This window comes from Sinomonas terrae (assembly GCF_022539255.1).
Classification (GTDB): domain Bacteria; phylum Actinomycetota; class Actinomycetes; order Actinomycetales; family Micrococcaceae; genus Sinomonas; species Sinomonas terrae.
On sequence record NZ_JAKZBV010000001.1, the window covers coordinates 1989499 to 2009998 of the forward strand.

Annotated in this window: 22 protein-coding genes; 15 read left to right on the top strand and 7 right to left on the bottom strand. The window is 67.5% G+C overall.

Annotated features, from left to right (window positions below):
* Positions 1-12 precede the first annotated feature (12 nt).
* Positions 13-795 (bottom strand): LamB/YcsF family protein, encoded by a 783-nt coding sequence (locus L0M17_RS09305; RefSeq protein WP_241053691.1) that lies wholly within the window; start codon positions 793-795, stop codon positions 13-15.
* A 127-nt stretch (positions 796-922) separates the two neighbouring features.
* Here L0M17_RS09305 and L0M17_RS09310 point away from each other — a divergent pair, with 127 nt between their 5' ends.
* The 14 genes from L0M17_RS09310 to L0M17_RS09375 all read left to right on the top strand — a co-directional run bounded on the left by L0M17_RS09310 (position 923) and on the right by L0M17_RS09375 (position 14978).
* The gene (locus tag L0M17_RS09310) at positions 923-1855 is read left to right on the top strand and encodes a LysR substrate-binding domain-containing protein (RefSeq protein ID WP_241053692.1); all 933 of its coding nucleotides are present in this window, start codon (positions 923-925) and stop codon (positions 1853-1855) included.
* Between the two features lie 86 nt (positions 1856-1941).
* Positions 1942-2973, top strand: a complete 1032-nt coding sequence (locus L0M17_RS09315) for a 2-hydroxyacid dehydrogenase (RefSeq protein WP_241053693.1) — start codon at positions 1942-1944, stop codon at positions 2971-2973.
* A gap of 8 nt (positions 2974-2981) precedes the next feature.
* Positions 2982-3689, top strand: coding sequence for a GntR family transcriptional regulator (locus L0M17_RS09320; protein WP_241053694.1), 708 nt, complete (start codon positions 2982-2984; stop codon positions 3687-3689).
* A 96-nt stretch (positions 3690-3785) separates the two neighbouring features.
* A complete protein-coding gene (locus L0M17_RS09325; RefSeq protein ID WP_241053695.1) occupies positions 3786-4538 on the top strand; it encodes an SDR family NAD(P)-dependent oxidoreductase in 753 nt (250 codons plus the stop codon).
* Positions 4531-5487, top strand: a complete 957-nt coding sequence (locus L0M17_RS09330; protein WP_241053696.1) for a sugar phosphate isomerase/epimerase family protein — start codon at positions 4531-4533, stop codon at positions 5485-5487. Before L0M17_RS09325 ends, L0M17_RS09330 begins: the two co-directional genes overlap by 8 nt.
* Positions 5488-6276 (top strand): SDR family NAD(P)-dependent oxidoreductase, encoded by a 789-nt coding sequence (locus L0M17_RS09335; RefSeq protein WP_241053697.1) that lies wholly within the window; start codon positions 5488-5490, stop codon positions 6274-6276. It abuts the gene before it with no gap.
* Positions 6269-7003 (top strand): SDR family NAD(P)-dependent oxidoreductase, encoded by a 735-nt coding sequence (locus tag L0M17_RS09340; RefSeq protein ID WP_241053698.1) that lies wholly within the window; start codon positions 6269-6271, stop codon positions 7001-7003. Before L0M17_RS09335 ends, L0M17_RS09340 begins: the two co-directional genes overlap by 8 nt.
* A 19-nt stretch (positions 7004-7022) precedes the next feature.
* Positions 7023-8063: a zinc-binding dehydrogenase gene (locus L0M17_RS09345; RefSeq protein ID WP_241053699.1), complete on the top strand. Its 1041-nt coding sequence runs from the start codon at positions 7023-7025 to the stop codon at positions 8061-8063.
* Between the two features lie 268 nt (positions 8064-8331).
* Positions 8332-9648: an MFS transporter gene (locus L0M17_RS09350; RefSeq protein WP_241053700.1), complete on the top strand. Its 1317-nt coding sequence runs from the start codon at positions 8332-8334 to the stop codon at positions 9646-9648.
* A gap of 47 nt (positions 9649-9695) precedes the next feature.
* The gene (locus tag L0M17_RS09355) at positions 9696-10571 is read left to right on the top strand and encodes an ABC transporter ATP-binding protein (protein ID WP_241053701.1); all 876 of its coding nucleotides are present in this window, start codon (positions 9696-9698) and stop codon (positions 10569-10571) included.
* On the top strand, positions 10568-11383 hold the full coding sequence (locus L0M17_RS09360) for an ABC transporter ATP-binding protein (RefSeq protein ID WP_241053702.1): 816 nt from the start codon (positions 10568-10570) through the stop codon (positions 11381-11383). The genes L0M17_RS09355 and L0M17_RS09360 overlap by 4 nt, the downstream gene beginning before the upstream one ends.
* Entirely contained in the window at positions 11380-12417 is a 1038-nt protein-coding gene (locus tag L0M17_RS09365) for an ABC transporter permease (protein ID WP_241053703.1), read from the top strand. The genes L0M17_RS09360 and L0M17_RS09365 overlap by 4 nt, the downstream gene beginning before the upstream one ends.
* Before the next feature lies 1 nt (position 12418).
* On the top strand, positions 12419-13345 hold the full coding sequence (locus tag L0M17_RS09370; RefSeq protein WP_241053704.1) for an ABC transporter permease: 927 nt from the start codon (positions 12419-12421) through the stop codon (positions 13343-13345).
* Complete coding sequence (locus tag L0M17_RS09375) at positions 13338-14978, top strand: ABC transporter substrate-binding protein (RefSeq protein WP_241053706.1); 1641 nt, start codon at positions 13338-13340, stop codon at positions 14976-14978. The genes L0M17_RS09370 and L0M17_RS09375 overlap by 8 nt, the downstream gene beginning before the upstream one ends.
* Positions 14979-15040: 62 nt before the next feature.
* Here the strand turns inward: L0M17_RS09375 and L0M17_RS09380 are convergent, their stop codons facing one another.
* Positions 15041-15484, bottom strand: a complete 444-nt coding sequence (locus L0M17_RS09380) for a universal stress protein (RefSeq protein ID WP_241053707.1) — start codon at positions 15482-15484, stop codon at positions 15041-15043.
* A gap of 215 nt (positions 15485-15699) precedes the next feature.
* Between L0M17_RS09380 and L0M17_RS09385 the strand changes: the two genes are divergently transcribed.
* Positions 15700-15963 (top strand): hypothetical protein, encoded by a 264-nt coding sequence (locus L0M17_RS09385; protein WP_241053708.1) that lies wholly within the window; start codon positions 15700-15702, stop codon positions 15961-15963.
* 116 nt (positions 15964-16079) lie between these two features.
* Here the strand turns inward: L0M17_RS09385 and L0M17_RS09390 are convergent, their stop codons facing one another.
* The 5 genes from L0M17_RS09390 to L0M17_RS09410 all read right to left on the bottom strand — a co-directional run bounded on the left by L0M17_RS09390 (position 16080) and on the right by L0M17_RS09410 (position 20339).
* A complete protein-coding gene (locus L0M17_RS09390) occupies positions 16080-16631 on the bottom strand; it encodes a gluconokinase (RefSeq protein ID WP_241053709.1) in 552 nt (183 codons plus the stop codon).
* Positions 16632-17014: 383 nt separating this feature from the next.
* Positions 17015-17764 carry an SDR family oxidoreductase gene (locus L0M17_RS09395; protein ID WP_241053710.1) on the bottom strand — a complete coding sequence of 250 codons (750 nt, stop codon included), beginning with the start codon at positions 17762-17764 and terminating at the stop codon, positions 17015-17017.
* Positions 17765-17825: 61 nt separating this feature from the next.
* Entirely contained in the window at positions 17826-18839 is a 1014-nt protein-coding gene (locus tag L0M17_RS09400) for a 5-oxoprolinase subunit C family protein (protein WP_241053711.1), read from the bottom strand.
* On the bottom strand, positions 18836-19558 hold the full coding sequence (locus tag L0M17_RS09405; protein ID WP_241053712.1) for a 5-oxoprolinase subunit B family protein: 723 nt from the start codon (positions 19556-19558) through the stop codon (positions 18836-18838). Before L0M17_RS09405 ends, L0M17_RS09400 begins: the two co-directional genes overlap by 4 nt.
* Position 19559: 1 nt before the next feature.
* Positions 19560-20339, bottom strand: a complete 780-nt coding sequence (locus L0M17_RS09410) for a LamB/YcsF family protein (protein WP_241056382.1) — start codon at positions 20337-20339, stop codon at positions 19560-19562.
* Between the last annotated feature and the right edge of the window lie 161 nt (positions 20340-20500).

The window sequence follows — 20500 nt, forward strand, 5'->3', positions numbered from 1 at the left end:
CCGGAGCGGCTCTCAGGGCGCGGTGAGGGCGTTCGCCCCGGCCAGGGGGGCGATGGTGACGCCCGCGTCAACGAGGGCCTTCCTGACGCGACGGGCGACGGCGACGGCGTCGGGGCCGTCTCCGTGCAGCAGCACCGAATCGGTCGTCACGGCCAGTTCCTTCCCGGTGCGGCTGACGACGACGCCGTCGCGGACCATCCGGACCGTGCGCTCCACGATCGCGTCAGTGTCGTGGATGACGGCGTCCGGCTCACGGCGGGGGGTGAGGGTGCCGTCGTCCTCGTAGTTGCGGTCGATGACCCCGACCAGGCCGATCCTGATCCCGCGGCGGGTGGCGGCGTCGACGACGGCGCCTGCCTGGGTCAGGACGACCATCGAGGGGTCTACCTGGGCGACGGCCTGGACCATGGCCTCGGCGTAGTCCTGGCGGGTGATCACGAGGTTGCCGAGGCGGCCGTGGGGGCAGAGGTGGGTCACCGAGGTGCCGTGGGCGGCGGCGAAGGCCGAGAGCGCGCCGAGCTGGTACATCACATCCGTGCGTACCTCCTCCGCCGTGAGGTCCATGGCACGGCGGCCGAAGCCGACGAGGTCGGGGAAGCTCGGGTGCGCTCCGATGCTCACTCCGCGCCGGACGCATTCGCCCACGATGCGGTCCATGACCCGCGGATCGCCCGCGTGGAAGCCGCACGCGACGTTGGCCGAGCTGACAATATCGAGGAGAGCGTCGTCGTCGCCCATCGTGTAGGCGCCGAAGCTCTCGCCGAGATCGGCGATCAGGTCAACTGTGGCGGTCATCGAGGCTCCTGTACGGTGCGGGGGGTGATGCAAAAACCGTACGTTCGGTCGCCAGCCTGCGCTAATATGCGTTTCGCATAGATGTATATAGCTGCCTTATGGCAGGCCTCAAGAATCGGAGTATTTGATGGAAACGCGGCGTCTGCGGTATTTCGTGACAATCGTCGACAGCGGAACGATCACCCGCGCCGCCGAATTGCTGCATATTGCGCAGCCAGCGCTGAGCCAGCATGTCTCTGCTTTGGAATCCGAATTCAAGCAGCAGCTGCTCCTGCGCAGCCGAAGGGGAATTGTCCCGACCGCGGCTGGACGGTCGCTGTACCGCTATGCCCAGAGCATTCTCCGTCTCGAGAACGAGGCACACCACGAAATCGACTCGGAAGTCTCGAGCCCCTCGGGCACGGTCACGATCGGCCTCGCGACCTACAGCCTGGCCTCGTCCCTCACGATCCCGATCCTCCAGGCAATCCGCCTGCGGTACCCGCGGATCGTCATGCGCATCGTCGAGACGCTCACGGTCATCCACAGCCAGGCAATCCGCATGGGCCAGATCGACGCAGCCCTCGTCTATGATCCCGGGCCGATCCACGGAGTCAATTTCGAACGCATCTCGACTGACCCGCTGGTGCTCATTTCGGCTGCAGACCTCGAGATTCCGGGCGCGACTGAGGATTCCGTGCCGGTCCCGGCACTCGCGGAGCTCGAGTTCATCCTCCCGAACCGCACCCACACCCTGCGAAGCCTCATGGAGCAGACGCTCAGCCGCGCCGGCCTCGAGCTCAAGGTGGTGGTGGAGATGGAACACAGCCGCCCGCTCGGCGACGCGGTGGGGTTGGGGCTCGGGGTCACGGTTCTCCCACTCCCGGCGGCCGAGGCGAGGTTCGCAGGGGAGGGGTTCCGGCTCCGCCGCATCACCGACCCGGGACTGACAGCCGGATTTGCCCTCGCGACGCCGGACCACGAGGCCACCTCCGCCGCAGCCGACGTCGTCGTGCAGACCCTGCGGGAGATGCTCCTGGGGCCCGACAGCCCTTGGACCACCCCGGCCGGGACCGAGTGAAACCTGGGGGTTGACATCTCAGCCTCCTTCAAATTCTATATAATATTGAATCGCCTCGCTGGGGGCACGGAACGGACAGGGAGCCCATGGCGTATCGAGTCGCAGTCACGAAGGGCTATGCCGAAGAGGATGGCAGCACCATCTTCGGAGACATCGGACTGACCCGCCTGACGGAGTCCGGGCTCGAGTGGAAGGTCCTGCCCGAGAAGACCGGACACGTTGTCGCGGACCAGCTCGAGGGCTTCGATGCTGTGCTGGTCCTCGGCGCCGAGCGCGTCGACGACGCGTCGCTGCCCGCCAGCGGACAGGTGCGGCACATCGCCCGCTTCGGAGCCGGCTTCGATGCCGTCGACGTCGAGGCGTGCTCACGCCGCGGGGTGCTCCTGACGAACTGCCCCGACGCCGTCCGGCGCCCGGTGGCCGACTCGGCGATCGCGATGCTCTTCGCGCTGGCCCACAACCTCGTGGCCAAGGACCGGCTCGTCCGGGAAGGCCGCTGGGACGAACGCGCCGCGTGGCGCGGCTCGGGGCTCGACGGTGCAACCGTCGGCATCGTCGGCCTCGGCGGGATCGGCCTCGAAACCGCCCGGCTCGTCCGCTCGCTCGGCCTCCGGACCGTCGCCTACAACCGCTCCGACCGCCGTCGGGAGGCCGGGGCCCTCGGCGTCGAAGTCCTCCCACTCGATGCGGTTCTGGCGCAGAGCGACTACCTCATCATCACAGTCGCCGCGAATGCCGGGACCCGCCACCTCATCGGAGAGCATGAGCTCTCGCTCATGAAACCCACGGCACGCCTGATCAACCTCGCCCGCGGCAGCGTGCTCGACGAAGAGGCCCTGACCCGCCGCCTGACGGACGGGCGCCTCGCCGGCGCCGGGCTCGATGTCTTCGAGCGCGAGCCGCTCGACCTGAACAGCCCCCTGACCAGGATGGACAACGTCATCCTCGCGCCGCACTCCCTGTGCTGGACGGACAGCTTCACGGCCGCCGTCTCGGGAAGCGTCATGGAGTCGATCATCGACGCGAGCCGAGGCCTCATGCCGCGGAACGCCGTTAACCCCGAAGCCTGGGCCGGGCGTCTCGAGCCTCAGGAGGCCGCGACAGGGGGTGTCGGATGATAGACCACATGAACCGACGGACCGTCCAGACCAGCTCGCGGCCTATCCGCAGATCCGGACTGCGCGAAAGCGTCTACGAGTCGATCCTCGAGATGCTCGTCGAGGGCGAGATCGCGGAGGGCTCTCCCCTCCGCGTCGAGGCCCTCGCCCAGCTCCTGGAGGTCTCGCCCACCCCGGTCCGCGAGGCCCTGGTGCAGCTCGAGGCGACAGGACTCGTGACGTACGTTGCGAACAGGGGCTACACCGCCGCCCCGCACCTCTCTGCCGACGAGAAGACGGCCATGATGGACGCCCGGCTTGTCCTGGAGGTGGCCGCAGTCCGCCGCGCCGCCGAACTCGGAGACCCCTCGGTTCCCAGCCACCTCCGTGCGCTCCTCGCGGGCCAGCGCGAGGCCGCCTCGCGCCTCGACGGACCGGACGGGGAGCAACAGAGGGACGCGCTCCGCGATTACCTCAGGATCGACCATTCCTTCCATGACGGAATCCTGCACGGGTGCGGCAACCACTTCCTGTTCCGCCTCGCCTCCACCCTCGACGCGCAGGCGCAGAGAATGCGGCAGTCCTTCCTCAACGGCATCCCGGATGCCGAGGATGTCCTGGCAGAGCATTCCGCGATCGCCGACGCCATAGCTTCGGGGGATCCGGATGCCGCCGAACAGGCGATGCGTGACCACCTCAGCCGCGTCCTCAGCCTCTCGCTGAGCCAGGCAGACTGACCGAGGCGGACTGCCCGGGCGGACGGGGCCAGGCCAACTCGGCCCAAGAGCGTCGGGGCCCAAGATTGTATAGATTATCTAATTCGAAGGAGAATCATGGCAGGCACAGCCGTCATCACAGGCGCCGGTTCGGCGCGGGGGATCGGCGCCGAGCTCGCCCGGAGGCTTGCGAAGTCCGGGTGGGACCTCGGGCTCCTCGACATCGACGAGAGCGCGGTCAAGGCACTCGCCGGCGAGATCGAGTCGGCCTCCGGCGTGCGTGCGCTCGGCGTCGGAGCGGACATCTCGGACGAGGCCGCAGTCGACGAGGCGATCGGCAGGTTCGAGCAGGAGCTCCCCGAGATCCGGGCCCTCGTCAACAGCGCGGGCGTCAGCTCGCCGGTCGCGTTCCTCGACCTCGACCTGGCCACCTGGGAGCGCGTCATGCGCATCAACGCCACGGGCACGTTCGTCATCACCAGGCGCGTGGTGCCCGGCATGATGGCGCGCGGCTACGGGCGGGTGGTCAGCCTGGGCTCGACCGCCATGCAGAACGGAGGCGGCACGTTCAGCAAGTCCGCCTACGCAGCCTCGAAGGGGGCAATCGAGGCCTTCTCCCGGGCACTCGCCCTCGAGATCGCACCGCAGGGCGTGACCGTCAACGTCATCGCACCGGCCACGATCGACACCGACATCATGGGCGGTCCCATCACCGAGGACCGCAAGCCGAAGTTCCTGGCCCAGCTCCCCGTCGGCCGCATCGGCACGCCCGGCGAGGTCGCCGCGCTCATCGAGTTCCTCCTCGGCGAGGAGGCCGGCTACATCACGGGCTCCACCTACAACATCAACGGAGGCCTCCGCATTGGCTGAGGACAGCCTGACCCCCAGCGCCGACTGGACCATCGCCGCGGCGATGCTCCAGTTCCCGGGCGTGACGCCCGACGGCGTTCCCGTCGCCGAACTGTCCTCTGAGGCCTGGCGGGAGCAGCTCCAGCCCGTCGTCGAGGCGGGCTTCACCGCCGTCGAAGTCTCCACGTCGTGGATCAGCATCGGCGACCTTCCGCCACGCCGCCTCGCCGAGCTGCGCCAGGTCCTGGCCGACGCCGGCCTCGAGGTCCCCGGCATCTCCGTGGTCCGGCGAAGCGTCATCCACCCGGAGCGGGGCGGGGCGAATCTGGCCCTCGCGCACCGCACGATCGACGCCGCCGCGCCCCTCGGCGTCCCCGTCGTCTGCCTCGGACTCCATGACGAGCTCCTCGCAGACCCGAAGCAGGCGACGTGGTTCTGGACCGTACCCGGTCCCGAGCGCCCCGTCGACGCAGAGGCCTACGGGCTCGCGGTGCGCCGCTACCGCGAGCTCGCCGAGCACGCCTCGGCCGTCGGCGTCGAGCTCTCCCTCGAGCTCTACGAGGACACGTACCTGGGAAGCGGGAAGGAGGCAGTGAGGTTCCTCGAGGACATCGGGCACAGCGCCGTCGGCCTCAATCCCGACGTCGGCAACCTCATCCGCCAGCAGCGGCCCATCGAGAACTGGCGCGAGACCTTCGCGCTCACCCTCCCGCACGCCAACTACTGGCACATCAAGAACTACGCCCGCCTCGAAGATCCCTCCCGAGGCCTGGTGCTCACGCACCCGACCTCGCTCGAACTCGGCATCATCGACTACCGCGAGATGGTCCGGGCTGCGACCGCCCACGGATTCAGCGGGGCCTTCGTGGTCGAGCACTACGGGGGCGACGGCCTGAGCGTCGGCGCCTCGAACGCCGAATACCTACGCAGCGTCCTTCCGGCGCGCACGATTTCCGAAGTGGAGAAGTAGATGGTCCTCCCCCCATACCCCGCCGCCCCATTCCCCCAGGACCGGACGGCCATCGTCACCGGCGCAGCGTCGCCCCGCGGCATCGGACGCGCCACAGCGCACCGGCTCGCGCGGCAGGGCTGGGCTGTCGCCGTCGTCGACCTCGACCGCGAGGCCAGCGAGAAGGTGGCCCTGGAGATCCAGGAGCAGCACGGCGCGGATGCCCTCGGAGTCGGCGCTGACATCAGCGACCGCGCCTCGGTCGACGCCGCGGTCGCGGAGATCGCGGCCTCGCTCCCGCAGGTCGTGGGGCTGGTCAACAATGCCGGGATCAGCTCCCCGGTCCCGTTCCTCGAGGTGAGCGACGAGGAATGGCGCCGCGTGATCGACGTCAACCTCAACGGGACCTTCCACATCACCCAGGCCGCAGTGAAGATCATGGCGGAGCACAGAGTGGGCCGGGTCGTCAACATCTCCTCCGCCTCCGCCGAGCGCGGCGGCGGGGTGTACGGCCGGGCGGCCTATTCGTCATCGAAGGCGGCCCTGCTCGGGATGTCCCGCACTCTCGCCCGTGAACTCGGACAATACGGGATCACCGCGAATTCCGTGGCACCGGGTTCCATCGACACCGACATCATGGGCGGCCGCCTGAGCGACGAACGCAAGGAATTCCTGCTCCAGGAACTTCCCGTGGGCAGGATCGGAACGGTCGACGACGTCGCTAACGTCATCGAATTCCTCCTCAGGGAGGAATCGGGCTACCTCACGGGCGTGACCTACGACGTCAACGGAGGATCCCACATTGCCTGACTTCAGCGCAGACCTCAGCGGGCAGACCGCCGTCGTCACCGGCACCAGCTCGGGCATCGGCCGCGCCGTCGCCGAGCTCTACCTGCGGAACGGGGCCGAGGTCATCGGCATCCAGCGCCGCCCCTCCGGCATCTCGCATGAGCGCTATCGGGACGTGACGGCGGACTTGGCGGATCCGGGCGAACTCGCGGACGCGACGCGGTCCATTCTCGAAAATGAAAGCGTGGACATCCTCGTGAACAACGCGGGCATCAATATCCGGCACAGATTCGAGGAATTTCCCGTCGGCGATTGGGACCAGGTGCTGCAGATCAACCTCCGCACCGTCATGGAGCTCATCCAGATCTTCGGCAGGCCCATGCTCGACCGCGGCCAGGGCACCGTGATCAACATGGCCTCGATGCTGTGCTTCTTCGGCGGCTTCACGGCCTCCGCCTATGCGGCATCGAAGGGCGCCGTCGGCCAGCTGACGAAGTCGATCGCCAACGAATGGGCTCCCCGCGGCGTCAACGTCAACGCCATCGCCCCGGGCTTCATCGACACCGAGATGAACGTCGCGCTCCTGGCCGACCAGACGCGGGAGCGGCAGATCCGTGAGCGTATCCCGGCCGGCCGATGGGGGCGCCCGGAGGACATCGCCGGCGCCGCCCTGTTCCTCGCCTCGGGCGCGGCCCGCTACGTCCACGGCGTCGTGCTGCCCGTCGACGGCGGATACCTGGCGCGCTGAAACGAAGGGAAGTCAATTCATGAAAGCAGTCATTGCCCACGGGGAAGGCGACCTGAGAGTCGAACCTGTCGACCCCGTCGCCGCAACTCCCGGTAACGTCCTTGTGCGAGTCGTCTACGGCGGGATCTGCGGATCGGACCTCCACTACGCCAAGGACGGCCGGAACGGCGCCTACGTCATCAAGACGCCACTGACCCTCGGCCACGAGGTGGTCGGGGTCGTGCATGAAATCGGGCCAGCCGCGGAGACCAGCCTCGGCATCGGGGCCCGGGTGGCGATCCATCCGGCCCGCCCGACGCCCCTCCCCGGCGGAGTCCACGGCGCGGGCTTCCACCTCATCGCCGGCGGGAGCTATCTCGGCAGCGCCTCGACCGACCCCCACACCCAGGGCGGCTTCGTCGAACTCCTCGCGGTGGCTCCCGAGCAGCTCCGCGAACTGCCGGAGCAGCTTCCGCTGCGCCGCGCTGCCCTCGCCGAGCCCCTTGCCGTCGCACTGCACGGCATCGGCCGGCTCGGGGAGCGGGTCCACGGGGCGAACGTCCTGGTCAGCGGCGCAGGTCCCATCGGCTGCCTCGCGATCATCGCGCTCCGCGCCGCCGGTGCGGGCCGGGTCGTGGCCGCCGACCTCCAGGAGCTTCCCCTGCAGGTCGCGCGCGAGGTGGGGGCCGATGACGTCGTGCGCCTGGGCACAGGGGAGCGGATCGAGCCGGGCGGCTTCGACGTCGTCCTCGAGGCCGCCGGAGCGGTGCCCTCGCTCGTCGCCGCGCTGGACGCCGTTCGGCCCGGCGGGGCCGTCCTCCAGCTCGGCATGCTCCCGGCAGGGCCCCTGCCGATACCGATGGCCGGGCTCATCGCCAAGGAGGTCACCCTCTTCGGATCGCAGCGTTTCGACGTCGAGCTCGATGCGTCGGTGGAATTGCTGGCCAACGACCCGCGGGCCGAGGCCGTCATCACCCACGTGTTCGGGATCGACGATGCGCAGGATGCATTTGCCTGCGCTTCGGACTCGTCCCGTTCGTCGAAAGTGCTGATCAACATTTCCGAGGATCCGGAGAAATAGGCCGGGGTTCGAATTAGGGTCGAAACCGAATAACGACAAGGAGCGACGCGGCGGTGGAATGCGTGGCGTCGCTCCTTCCTGCCTATCTGAGCCCTGACGGGCGGGATTCCGCGCCTGAAGGTCAACATAAGAATCCCGTTGGACGCCATGTGAAACGGCTATCGAAACCCCTCTTGATCCAAAGTGAGGTGTCTCACAGTATTTATTCAGGTCCTCCTGAATGGAGCGGGCGGACGGTCCCCACCATCCCTAATCTGAGGAGTGCTCCATGTCCCAAACACAGGAAACAGCATCCGTTGAGCGTATTGAAATCCGCTCGATCAGCGCGAAGTCGGTGATTGCCGGCCTCTCCGGGATTTTCGTCGAACTCTATGACAATGCCATCTACGGGTTCCTGGCGGGTACTCTCGCCCTCGTGTTCTTCCCCAGCAGCAACCCGTCGACGGGCATGCTGCTTACCCTCGTGGCATTCGGGATCCCGTTCTTCATCCGCCCGCTCGGAGCTGCAGTCGGCGGCCACTGGGGCGACAAGATCGGGCGCCGTCGGGTCCTCATCGCCCTCGTCACTACGATGTGCGGCGCCACCGGCCTGATCGGCGTCCTGCCCAGTGCCGCAAGCATCGGAGTCGTCTCGCCCATCCTCCTGGTCGTCCTTCGCTTCATCCAAGGCTTCTCGATGGGCGCCGAGACCGGAAACGGCAACTCCTACCTCTCGGAGAACGCCCCCCAGAACAAGCGTGGCCAGGTCGTCAGCTACGCGAACGCCGCAACATTCATCGCGATGATGATCGGTACGCTCTTCGCAGCCGCACTGACCGCCGGGCTCGGGAACTCGGCCATGACCGCCTGGGGCTGGCGCCTCCCATTCCTGATCGCGTTCCCGATGGGGCTGGCGGCACTGTGGGTCCGGTTCAGCGCGGGTGAGTCGCCGGAGTTCGAGAAGGTCGAGACGGACGGGCTCGTGGTCCGGAACCCACTGTGGGAGGCCTTCGCGAGCAGGGACGCTCGCCGCGGCATGCTCCTGACCATCCTGCTCCCGCTCTTCAACAGCTCCGGCTACTTCATCCTGTTCATCTACATGCCCAGCTTCATGACGTCCCAGCTCAAGTTCAGCGCGGTGCAGGGCCTCGTGGTGACGGGCGTTGCGCTCCTGGTCGGTTCGATCACCTCGCTCATTTCAGGGTGTCTGTCCGACCGTTTCGGACGCAAGCCACTCCTGGCCGGTTCGGCTGGCCTCATGGTCATCGGCGGTTTCCCCTGCTATTACCTGCTTACGCAGAAGTCCATTGGCCTCGCCCTGCTCGGCGTCGTGATCATGTCGGTCATCTTCTCGGGGACGTTCGGCGTCGTCCAGACGGCGATGACCGAGCTCTTCCCCACGCGCATCCGGACGGCGGCGTACGGCTTCGGCTACAACATCGGCACTGCGATCTTCGGCGGCGCGGCGCCCGCGGTCATCGCGGCCCTCATCGGACTGACCGGCAGCATCTGGGTCCCGGCGGTCTACCTCGTCGTCACGTCCGCCGTGGCCTGCGTCACCGCGCTGAAGATCCGCGAAACCGCCTTCCTCCCGCTGCCCGAGTAAGGAAGCAGTCCGGCAGTGATTCCGCCCCTGTCAGAGAGGACAGACCAGTGAATCGTCCTGCAGAACAAGCGCAGAGCGGCGGTGAAGCGATCGCAGTGGAGGGGTTCACGGTCGCCTACAGGACAGAGTCCGGCCTGGTTCCCGCCGTGTCCGACGTCTCCTTCGCCTTGAAGCGCTCCGAGCGACTGGCGGTCGTCGGCGAGTCGGGCTCCGGGAAGACGACTCTGGCGATGGCGATCGCCGGCCTGCTCCCGCACGAGACCGCCCGGGTCGACTACGGCGTCGCCCGGGTGGCCGGACGCCCCGTGGACATGAGCGCGAGCCGGAGCGTGATTCCGGTCCGGCACGAAGGCGTCTCGATGATCTTCCAGGACGCGATGACCTCGCTCGACCCGGTGGCGACGATCGCCCACCAGTTCCGCTCGGTCCTCGACGCCCGCGGACTCCGGCGGTCCCAGGTCCGGGCCGAATCGGTCGGGTGGATCGAGAAGGTCGGCATCCCGAACCCGGAGCGCGTCCTCAAGCTCCATCCCTACGAGCTCTCCGGCGGGATGCGGCAGCGGGTGATGATCGCCCTTGCGATGTGCAGCAGGCCGGCCGTGCTGATTGCCGACGAGCCCACCTCGGCCCTCGACATTGTCGTCAGCAGGCGGATCATGGACCTCCTGCTCTCGCTGGCGGTGGAGCTGGGGACGGCCGTCATCGTGATCACGCACGACATCGACCTCGCGCGCAAGTACACCGACCGGATGCTGGTCCTGTACCACGGCGAAGTCCAGGACCTCTGCGACACGGACAGCCTGACGAGCGCGGAACGCTCGGCGTACACGAGAGCACTGCTCGACTGCGTGCCCCGGCTGCAGGACTACGACCGGGAGTCACTGCCGACCCTGACCCGCAGCATGGAGAGGGCGGCGTCGTGACATCGGACGACGGGGACTTCGAGCTGACCCTCGCCGCGGTCCGGAAGGACTTCGGCCGAGGCCACCGCAGGATCACGGCCGTCCAGCCGGTCGATCTGAGCCTGGACGCGCACTCCGAACTCGGGGTAATCGGAGAGTCGGGCTCCGGCAAGTCGACCCTGGCCCGCATGATCGTCGGATTGGAGCACCCCACCAGCGGGCTGATCTCCTACCAGGGCCGATCGGTTGCCCAGTGGCTGTCGAGCCGCGCAGGCCGCATCGCCTACCGGCAGCAGGTCCAGTACGTCGCGCAGGACACCACCTCGTTCGACCCGCGCCAGACCTTCTTCGAATCCGTCTCGGTCCCGCTGCGGATCCTCCGCGGCGTCAGGGGGCGCCAGGAGATCCGGGAGCGCCTGGACGCGATCGCCGATGACCTCTCGCTCGACCCGACGCTCTTCTCCCGGTACCCCCACCAGGTCTCCGGCGGCCAGCGGCAGCGCTTCGCGCTCGCCCGCTCCCTCGTCGTCGAACCGCGCCTCCTGATCTGCGACGAGGTGGTCTCCGCCCTGGACGTCTCGGTGCAGGGGGCGGTCCTGAACCTGATCAAGCGGCACGTGGCCCGGCACCGGATGGGCCTGATGTTCGTCGCGCACGGGCTCCCGGCCGTGACCTTCATCAGCTCGGAGCTCCTGGTCATGAGGAACGGCGAGGTGGTCGAGCGGGGAGCCGTCGACCAGGTCGTGAACGAGCCGCAGCACCCTTACACACGCGAGCTGCTCGACGCCTACGTGGACTCGTCGAGCCCCCAACGGCGGGAGGCCGCATCATGAGCTGGTACCGGGCAAACCGTTGGTGGGTGCTCAGGCTCGCCCGCCTTCCCCTGGACATCTTCGTCTTCGGCACCATCGCGTTCTTCCTCGTCAGGCTGCTGCCGGGCGACCCGGTCAGCGTCGCGCTCGCCTCCCGCTCCGGAACCGTGACAGCGGAGTCCATCGCGGCCGTGCGAACCCAGATGGGACTCGACGGGACCGTGTGGGACCAGCTCGTCAGGTTCTGGGGCGGGCTCCTTCATGGAGATCTCGGGCACTCGCTCGTGACCGGCGCTCCGGTGGTCAACGAGGTGTTCTCCCGGCTCCCCTCCACCATCGAGCTGATCTTCCTGGGCCTGGTCGGAGCGTTCGTACTGTGCCTCGTGCTGGGGTTCCTGTACCTCCGCTTCGCGAACAGGGCCCTGCGGGCCGGGATAAGGGTCTACGCGTCCTTGGCCACCACGGTGCCGGTGTTCGTCGTCGCCATCTTCCTCATCGTCATCTTCTATGTGGTCCTGGATTGGCTTCCGGCGCCGTTGGGCAGGGTCTCGGGAGTGCTGCCGGTCGTCACGGGCTTCCCGCTCCTGGACGAGGGGCTCACCGGGAGCTGGGACATGTTCGGGCAGACCCTCGTGCAGTACATCATGCCGGTCGGGGCGATGGTGCTGACCTACACCCCGAACCTGCTCACGCAGTTCATCGGGGGCCTGGACCGCGAGCTGGTCCAGCCGACCACCCGGTTCCAGGTCGCGGCGGGGGTGCCCCGCAGGTGGATTTTCTTCAGCGTGTTCCGGCGGTCGCTCTCGAGCGTCGTGGTGGTGTTCGGGCTATTCTTCGGCTCCCTCATCGGCGGCGCCGTCACGATCGAGAGCCTGTTCGGGTTCGGCGGGATCGGCGCGCTCGGCGTCCGTTCCGTCCAGTCGGTGGACTTCACCGCGCTCCAAGGGTTCCTCGTCGTCGTCGCCGTCTGCCTGGTCGCGATGCTCATCGTCGACCTGGTGAACATGTGGCTCGACCCCCGCCGCCGGCCCGGCATCGAAAGCGAGGCGAACTGAGATGGCAGAGACCCTGATTGCCAAGCCCGTCCAGGCCCCCCCGGAACGCCCGAGCCGAAGGCGCGCCGGCTGGGTCCGAGCGGCGCTGGCGTTCCTGCCCCTGGCGGCGGTCCTGGCCGTCGCCGCCTTCGCCCCCCTGATCGCGCCCTTCGACCCCGTCAGCACCGTGGACGCCTCCCGCCTGCCGCCCTCGCCCCAGCACCTGTTCGGGACGGACTCCGTAGGCATGGACGTCTTCTCCCGCTGCGTCTACGGGGCGCGCGTCGCCGTCCAGTTCGGCATCACGGTGGCCCTCAGCAGCACGATCGGCGGGATCCTGATCGGGACCTTCATCGGCCTCTCCGAGAGCAGCCGGGGGATCGCGGGCTGGGTCGGACGCCTCCTGAACCAGATCAGCGACTACTTCATCGCCATCCCGTCCATCATCCTCGGCATCGTCGTCGTCGGGATCATGGGCTCCTCGGACTTCGCTCTCACCGTCGCCATCACGCTCTGCCTGATCCAGGCCACGATCAAGCTCACAAGGGCCGAAGTGCTCAGGGTGCGCCGCGAAGCGTACCTCGAGGCGGCCAAGCTCGCCGGCGAGAGCCCGCTGCGCTCCGCGCTCGTCCACGTCATCCCGAACTCGATCGGCCCCGCGATGCGCAACATGCCGCTCGTCTTCGGCAACTGCGTGATCATCCTCGCCAGCCTCGGCTTCATTGGCGTCGGAGTCAAGGCGCCCACCCCCGAGTGGGGCTACATGATCTCCTCGGCCCTGTCCTCGCTCATGCTCGGACGCTGGTGGCCCGCGGTCTTCCCCGCGATCTTCGTCGCCCTCTCAGTCCTCTGCATCGCCTACTCGTCCCGGGCGATCCCACAGGTTTGGCCGTATCTGTCGGCCAACATCAAGAAGCGGTATCGCTCCGAAAGGAAGAGTCGTGCCTAAGAAAAATATGATGGGAGCCCTCGCCGCAGCCGCCGCGGTCGCCCTCACTGCCGCAGGCTGCACCAGCCACGGCCCCAGCGGAGGCGGCAGCGCTGCCGCCAAGAACTCGCTCACGGTCGCCGTCGCGGCCACCCCGACCAGCTATGACCTCGACGGCTCGTTCGCTGCCTCGAACGAGAACTACACCATGTGGTCCCAGACCCAGATCGGCCTGCTGAACTACAAGACCACCACCAAGAACGGCGTCGTCACCACCGATTTCACCCACTTCGAAGGGGCCCTCGCCGACAAGGACAACCCCTACACAGTCAGCGACAACGGCCAGACCTACACCTTCCACCTCCGCAAGGGCGTGCTCTCTCAGGCCGGCAATCCCTTCACCGCCCAAGACGTCTACTGGTCCGTCCAGCGCAAGCTCAGCGACCGCGGTGTCGGGCTGACCCAGATCAGGAACTACTTCAACTCGATGGACCAGATCCAGATCGTCGACGACTACACGATCGCCTTCCATCTGCACAACGCAGGGAACGACAACGTCTTCCTCCCGATCTTCACCGGCCAGACAGGGCGCATCTACGACAAGACCGAGATGCTCAAGCACGCCACGAGCTCCGACCCCTGGGCGGTGAAGTGGGCGGCGCAGAACACGGGGTGGGGCTACGGCCCGTACACCGTCAGCTCCGTGACGCAGGGCCAGCAGCTCGTCCTGAAGGCGAACCCGAACTATCCCGACGGGCACCCCGCGTTCACGACCATCACGATGAAGGTCGTCCCTGACTCCGGCACACGCGCCCAGCTCCTCTCCTCCGGCAACGTCGACGTCGCCGAAGCCCTCGCACCCAGCGACCTGAGCTCGATCAAGGACTCGCCGAAGGTCCAAGAGCCCAGAGTCGACCACCCCATCGAGTTCGACGACATCTCGCTCGTCCAGAACAAGGCTCCGTTCGACGACAAGCTTGTCCGCCAGGCGTTCAACTACGCCATCCCGTACGACAAGATCATCAGCCAGGTCTACGAAGGCTTCGCCGTGCCCAGCCCAGGCTGGTTCACCCCCACCATGGGCGTCCCGGGCCTCTCTACCCAGCCCGCCTACACCTATGACGTGAACAAGGCCAAGGCCCTGCTCGCCCAGGATGGGAAGACGAACGTCAACGTCACCCTCTCCGTCTCCAACGCGATCCCCGACATCGTCGACACGGCGATCATGATCGGCTCCTACGCCAAGGCCGCTGGCTTCAACGTCACCGTGAACCAGCTCAACCCGGCCGACTTCGCCACCGGCCGCCTCAAGCAGACCCTCCAGGCCCTGATCGCGGCCAACCGGGTCCAGGTCCAGGTCCCATCGTTCGTGAACAACTTCTTCCTCCCCGGAGACCCGAGCAACAGCGGCGCCTTCGTCCCCAACCCCCAGTGGCAGTCGCTCCTGTCGGCCGCGATCAACGCCGGCCCCGGCACCAGCGAGCAGGCCGCCCCCTACTGGCAGAAGGTGAACGACTACATCAACCAGGACGCAAGCCAGCTCCCGATGCTCTACAAGCAGCCGAACCAGGCCTACAGCAAGTCCCTGGAGAACATGTCCTACCGCTACGACAGCACCGTGGACTACAGCATCCTCAAGCCCGCAGGGAGCTGACCGACAGGGCGTGATGGGTGGTCCCCCAGAATCCAGGACCACCCATCACGCCGCCCGTTCCCTCAGTCGGCGTCGCCGGTGGTGTTCACAATGTAGACATCGCAATCCGCTCCGTGCGCCACGCTGTTCGCGATGCTCCCCAGAATCCTTCCGATGCCCCGCATCCGTCGGTTCCCCACCACGACCAGCCGCGCCCGAAGGCGCTGCGCCTCCGCGAGGATGGCGTCGGCTGGCTTGCCGCGCCATGCGGCAGAAGTGACTTCCCCCGAGCCCCCCGGCCACCCCAGCGACGCGACCACATCCCTGGCCACTGCCTCCGCCCTCGACGGTCCGGACACGATCCATCTGTCGCTGCCGACCCCGAATTCCTCGGTGCGGTCGTCCTCGAAGGCAGTCACGACGTGCAGCCTCGCGCCGAATGCAAGGGCGATCTCGGCGGCGGCCTGTGCAGCGCGGAGGGCGGTATCGCTGTTGTCCACGCCGACGACGACAATGTTCTCTCCCATCAGATCCCTTCTCCCTGGGCTCGTCAGGCTCCCTTCTGGGCAGCCCCACTCGGGCACAGCCCAACGTTCCCCGAGTTGACCCTACTCTCAGGGCCTTTCTCGTCGGCCCAAATATCGTGCAGGATCTTCGGCGACGAGCGGCGACGCCCATGGGAAGCCTCCACGCCATCTCGCCGGCATGGCCTTCAAATCGAATGTGCCGACCTTGTAGCCGGGTGTTGGATCACCTGGGCGACGGCCGTCGCCGGCCAGCGCTCGGCCATGAGAGCGAAGGAGGCGCGTCCGCGCTCCCACAGCTCCGCGACGGAGATCGGCTACTGGGCGCGGAGGAGCTCGATGAACTCGTCGGCCATGCGGAGGAGTTCGGCCATCTCCTCCAGCGCGAAACCCTGCGGCTTCATTCTGCGATCGGCATCAGACGGGTGAAGTCGCGCTCCGTGTACAGGCGGAACCCGCCCTCCGTCCGGCCGAAGGCTTGAGTCCGGAAACCTCGGTGTATGGAATGCGCAGCCCGCTTGGGCACCACTGTAAGAGAAGCCGACAGGCCAGATGGGCGAGTGGGATCGCCGTGGTCACCTCCCTCCTGTTGCAAGGCTCAGGAGCCGAATATGCCGGATGCGGTTGTGAACGGCTCGGCAGTCACCCACGCTGAGGCCTCTTTCGCAATCCAGGCCGGCGCCTGGGCAATGTCGAGTTGGATTCCGGGTTCGTCGGAGCCGAGAGGCTCAAGGATAGCGAGCTGGGAATCGAGGAGCGAGAGAGGCATGAAGTGCCCCGGGCGGGATGCCATGCGGTCCGCGAGCAGCTCGCGGGTGCCGTGCAGGTGAACGAACAGGGTCTGCGGGGCAGCAGAGCGGATGAGGTCCCGGTAGGACCGCTTGAGTGCGCTGCAGGCGATGACGAGCGGTCGGTCCGAGGAGAGCAGCCGGCGTCCGACCTCCCGGAGCCACGGCTCGCGGTCGCCGTCGTCCAATGGGATGCTGGCCGCCATCTTGGCGACGTTGGCCGCGGGATGCAGCTCGTCGCCGTCGAGGAAGGCGCCGCCCACCTCACGGGCAAGCAGCGCGCCGACCGTGCTCTTGCCGCACCCGCAGACGCCCATCACCACGATGTGCAGCGTCGGGTCGGCGTTATTGCTCCCAGTCATATTGCTCCTGCCTTGAAAATCAACTGCAGCTCCAGCCGACCTGCCGTGGTGTCGCCGCAGCCTGCTGTGAACACTCTCGGGTGGAACACCTGCCATTCCCTGCAGATGCATCTCGTCGTGAATCCAATCGCGTAGGCCCGGGCGTTCAGAAGCTGCCGGCGCGCAGCGGGCGCCTGCACAACCTGCTCCTTGGACGGGTCTCCGGCGGAGCCTGGTCCCGGGAGCCCCTGCCGATAGCGGTACTTTCCGCCGCGTTCCTGATTCCGGCGCGCTTGCGCTTCAATCCCGCGGGCTATGCCACGCCTCCCGTTGTCGAGTCGGTCGCGACGCCACGGCCGAAGCAGCTGTACGCAATTGAACAGGGGCCTCGGCCGTACGCCGCGTCAGCGGCGGTCGAAGGTGAGGCCGCCGGGGACTTGGAAGGTGGGCATGATCTCGATCATGCCGATGTTGACGTGGCGTGGGGTCTCGATGGCGTAGTCGAGGGCGTTGACGATGTCGTCGGTGGTGAGGGACTCGTAGCCTTCGTAGTACGTCTGCCAGGCCTCCTCCATGGCCTCGGGGGAGCCGCCGAGGTTGCGGCCGAAGATCTCGGTCTCGACGCGGCCGGGGCAGATCTCGGTGACGCGGATGCGCTTGCCGACGGTGTCGTTGCGCAGCTGGCGGGAGATCTGGTGCACGGCGGCCTTGGTGGCGTGGTAGGCGGTGTGCCCGTAGAAGTTGTAGAGGCCGGCGATGGAGCTGATGTTCACGATGTGGCCGAGGTCGCGTTGGGCCATTCCGGGCAGGGTCAGGCGGGTGAGCTGGAGGAGGGCCCGGAGGTTGACATCGATGATCTCGTCGAGGTCCTCCTCGGTGGAGTCGAGGATGTTCCCGGGCCGGGAGACCCCGGCGCAGTTGACGAGGACGTCGACCTCGAGGGTGCCGAGCGCGGAGGCCAGCGCCGCCGTGTCGGTGAGGTCGAGCGCGTGGGGGACGGCGCCGGTGCGGTCCGCGAGCTCGGCGAGCCGGTCCTCGTTGCGGGCGACGGCGTGGACGGCGAGCCCGCGCTTGGCGAGCCGCTCGGCGATCGCGGCGCCCATCCCGGTCGAGGCTCCGGTCACGAGGGCGGTCTTGTAGTCAGCGAAAGGCATCGGTTCTCCAGTTCAGGGGTTGAGGGGACGACGGTGAGGCCGCAGGGAGGTGTCCACTGGTTCAGCCGCACGCGGCGGCAGGCAGGTCCTGCCAGCCGGCCGGGCGGTGGATGCCCAGGAGACCGAAGACCGTGGCAACGGATTGCCGGAGGGTTTCGAGTTGGAGCATGGAACGGCGGTAGGCCGCTGTTGCCTCGGTTACCGTCGTCGCCCTGAAGCGGATCCTGTCGCCCGGGCGTGCTTGGGCGAGGACATCGAGCCCGAGGCTCGTGGCGACTGCTAGGACAGGATAGCCCGCCGTCACTCCGCGGCCTCGGTGGAGTATGAGGAGCTCCTCGCGCGAGGGCACCTCGATCGCGCCGACTGGGACTCCACGGGAGAGCACCTCGCCCGAGGTGACCCTCTCGGGCAGGTTGCCGCCCAGCCGGAGCCCGATGTGATTGCTCCTCGGGCTGACCGTGTACTCCGAACTGAACAGGAGATCTGCCGAGTCACCGAATTCGGCGATGTCGGGCCCATCCGTCACGTCCACGAGAGCCTCACCTCCCGATGCCGGGCGCTGGACCCCCAGACGGAAGAGGGGCATGTCGTAGAACGGTTGGCGGAAGGCCGGAACGGGCCGCTGCACGCTCAGTGCGGTTCCTCCGGTGAGGCGTACGCCGAAGCCAACCACGCTGTCCGGCGCGCAGCTCCCGAGGAGCCTCGGCACCTCGACGGAACCGTGGACGGCGAGGTAGGCGCGGAGGCCGCCCCGAATCCCGCGGACGGCGACAGGCTCACCTGCCGCGACGGAGACGGGCTCCCACTGTGGATAGGAACGTCCTCCCACCGTAAGCTCCGCTGCGGCGCCCGTGACGGTGATCAGGAGATCAGCCGTCGTCGTCATCCTGAAGTCGAGCGCGGTGAGCTCGAGCAGCGGTGAGTTGTCGTCGTTGCCGACCAGGATGTTGGCTGCCCGTGCGGAGTACTGGTCGAGGGCGCCGTTCACGGGCAGTCCAAAGCGCGGGCCGCGGAACCGCCCGAGGTCCGTTACGACGGTGTTCCCCGCTTGCTGCACGATGATTGTGCCGCTCACGATGCCGCCTCCATCCGTGTCCCCGATCGGGCCTCGAACTCGCGTTCGGTGATGGGACGAAAGCGGATCGTGTCGCCCGGGCGGTACGGCACGAGGGGATCCCTCCCGAGATCGAGGAGGGAGAGCGGCGTCTGGCCGATGACCTGCCATCCACCAGGCGCGACGGCCGGCGCGATGACGGCCTGCCGGCCCGCCACCGACACGGCTCCGGCGGGGACACTGAGGCGGGGATCCTTGAGACGGGGAACCGGAACCGGGAAGTCGGGGCCGTCCATCATCGGCGAGCCGGCAGGCGCTCCGAGGCAGCGGATCACGTAGCTCTTGGTCGCATGGAGGCGCACGACCTCCTCGGCCGAGATCCCTTCGAGTTCGGCGACTGCCTCGAGATCGGGGCCGAAGGTGCCCCCGTAGACCACTGGAACGTCGAAGTGGCGGGAGGAGGCGCCATCGTCCCCGGAGAGCCCGAGCTGGCGGATACCGAGGTTGACGAAGGCTCGGACCTGGCGCGCCGACACAGTCAGAGCGTCGAATTCGACGAGCACGGAATCGTAGGTGGGAACAGCGCCGTGGAGGCCTTCCGCGCCGCAGGTTTCGAGCCAGTCCGCAAGGCGGTGGACCGTGCTCCAATTCTGTTCGGTGTCGGTGGAGACCGCGACGACGCGAAGGGCTGCGTCTCCGGACTCGAAGACGTCGATCGGGGAGGGCACGAGAGGAGGCATCTCAGACCACCGGATGCTGAGCTGCCAGGACGTCCGCAACGGGCGCGATCCGGACGCCGGCGGCGGTCAACTCGCTGCGGATGAGCCGGGCGAGGTCGACGGCGCCGGCATTGTCGCCGTGCAGGAGCACGGTGTCCGCCCGGATCTCAAGGTCCGAACCCGAAACGGTGGCGATCCTGCCCTCGCAGACCATCCGGACGGTGCGCTCCACAATGGCGTTCGGATCGTGCAGGACGGCGCCAGGGAGGCCCCGGGGCACGAGGGTGCCGTCTTCTTGGTAGGCGCGGTCCACGATTCCGACCAGCGCCACGCGGAGGCCACGCTCGCGCGCAGCCTTCGCGAGCTCGCCTTCTTGGGCGACGACGATGAGCTCGCCGTCCACGCCTGCCGCAGCGTCCGCCACCGCTGCCGCATAATCGGGACGCACGGCAACGAGGTTGCCGAGCCGGCCGTGGGGCGCGATGTGGGACACGCGGGAGCCGTGGGAGGCCGCGAACGCCGAGAGCGCACCGAGCTGGTAGATCACGTCGTTGCGGACTTCGCCTTCGGTGAGATCCATGGCCCGCCGACCGAAACCGCGGAGGTCCGGGAAGCTCGGATGGGCGCCGATGCCCACCCCGCGGGCCACGCACTGCGCGACCGTGGAATTCATGATGTCCGGATCGCCGGCATGGAAGCCGCAAGCGATATTCGCGCTCGAAACGATATCCAGAAGTTCTGAATCGCTGCCGATACCGTAGGCGCCGAATCCTTCTCCCAGATCCGCCACGAGATCGATCATCGGGTTCACGTGCTTCTCATTTCATGAGCTGGTGCCGCAGGAATTCTTATTCCACGCCCTGCATTTAACAGGGCCATCAAAGGACCGGTGTGATCCGCGTAATAAACTTAGCGTTCGAGGGCTCAGTCACGCAAAGACATGATCCCTGTCCCGGCATATGC

Excerpts from the sequence above, each read along its gene's own strand:
- L0M17_RS09305 (WP_241053691.1), bottom strand. The coding sequence starts at position 795 with ATGACCGCCACAGTTGACCTGATCGCCGATCTCGGCGAGAGCTTCGGC.
- L0M17_RS09310 (WP_241053692.1), top strand. The coding sequence starts at position 923 with ATGGAAACGCGGCGTCTGCGGTATTTCGTGACAATCGTCGACAGCGGA.
- L0M17_RS09315 (WP_241053693.1), top strand. The coding sequence starts at position 1,942 with ATGGCGTATCGAGTCGCAGTCACGAAGGGCTATGCCGAAGAGGATGGC.
- L0M17_RS09320 (WP_241053694.1), top strand. The coding sequence starts at position 2,982 with ATGAACCGACGGACCGTCCAGACCAGCTCGCGGCCTATCCGCAGATCC.
- L0M17_RS09325 (WP_241053695.1), top strand. The coding sequence starts at position 3,786 with ATGGCAGGCACAGCCGTCATCACAGGCGCCGGTTCGGCGCGGGGGATC.
- L0M17_RS09335 (WP_241053697.1), top strand. The coding sequence starts at position 5,488 with ATGGTCCTCCCCCCATACCCCGCCGCCCCATTCCCCCAGGACCGGACG.
- L0M17_RS09345 (WP_241053699.1), top strand. The coding sequence starts at position 7,023 with ATGAAAGCAGTCATTGCCCACGGGGAAGGCGACCTGAGAGTCGAACCT.
- L0M17_RS09350 (WP_241053700.1), top strand. The coding sequence starts at position 8,332 with ATGTCCCAAACACAGGAAACAGCATCCGTTGAGCGTATTGAAATCCGC.
- L0M17_RS09365 (WP_241053703.1), top strand. The coding sequence starts at position 11,380 with ATGAGCTGGTACCGGGCAAACCGTTGGTGGGTGCTCAGGCTCGCCCGC.
- L0M17_RS09370 (WP_241053704.1), top strand. The coding sequence starts at position 12,419 with ATGGCAGAGACCCTGATTGCCAAGCCCGTCCAGGCCCCCCCGGAACGC.
- L0M17_RS09380 (WP_241053707.1), bottom strand. The coding sequence starts at position 15,484 with ATGGGAGAGAACATTGTCGTCGTCGGCGTGGACAACAGCGATACCGCC.
- L0M17_RS09390 (WP_241053709.1), bottom strand. The coding sequence starts at position 16,631 with ATGACTGGGAGCAATAACGCCGACCCGACGCTGCACATCGTGGTGATG.
- L0M17_RS09395 (WP_241053710.1), bottom strand. The coding sequence starts at position 17,764 with ATGCCTTTCGCTGACTACAAGACCGCCCTCGTGACCGGAGCCTCGACC.
- L0M17_RS09405 (WP_241053712.1), bottom strand. The coding sequence starts at position 19,558 with ATGCCTCCTCTCGTGCCCTCCCCGATCGACGTCTTCGAGTCCGGAGAC.
- L0M17_RS09410 (WP_241056382.1), bottom strand. The coding sequence starts at position 20,339 with ATGATCGATCTCGTGGCGGATCTGGGAGAAGGATTCGGCGCCTACGGT.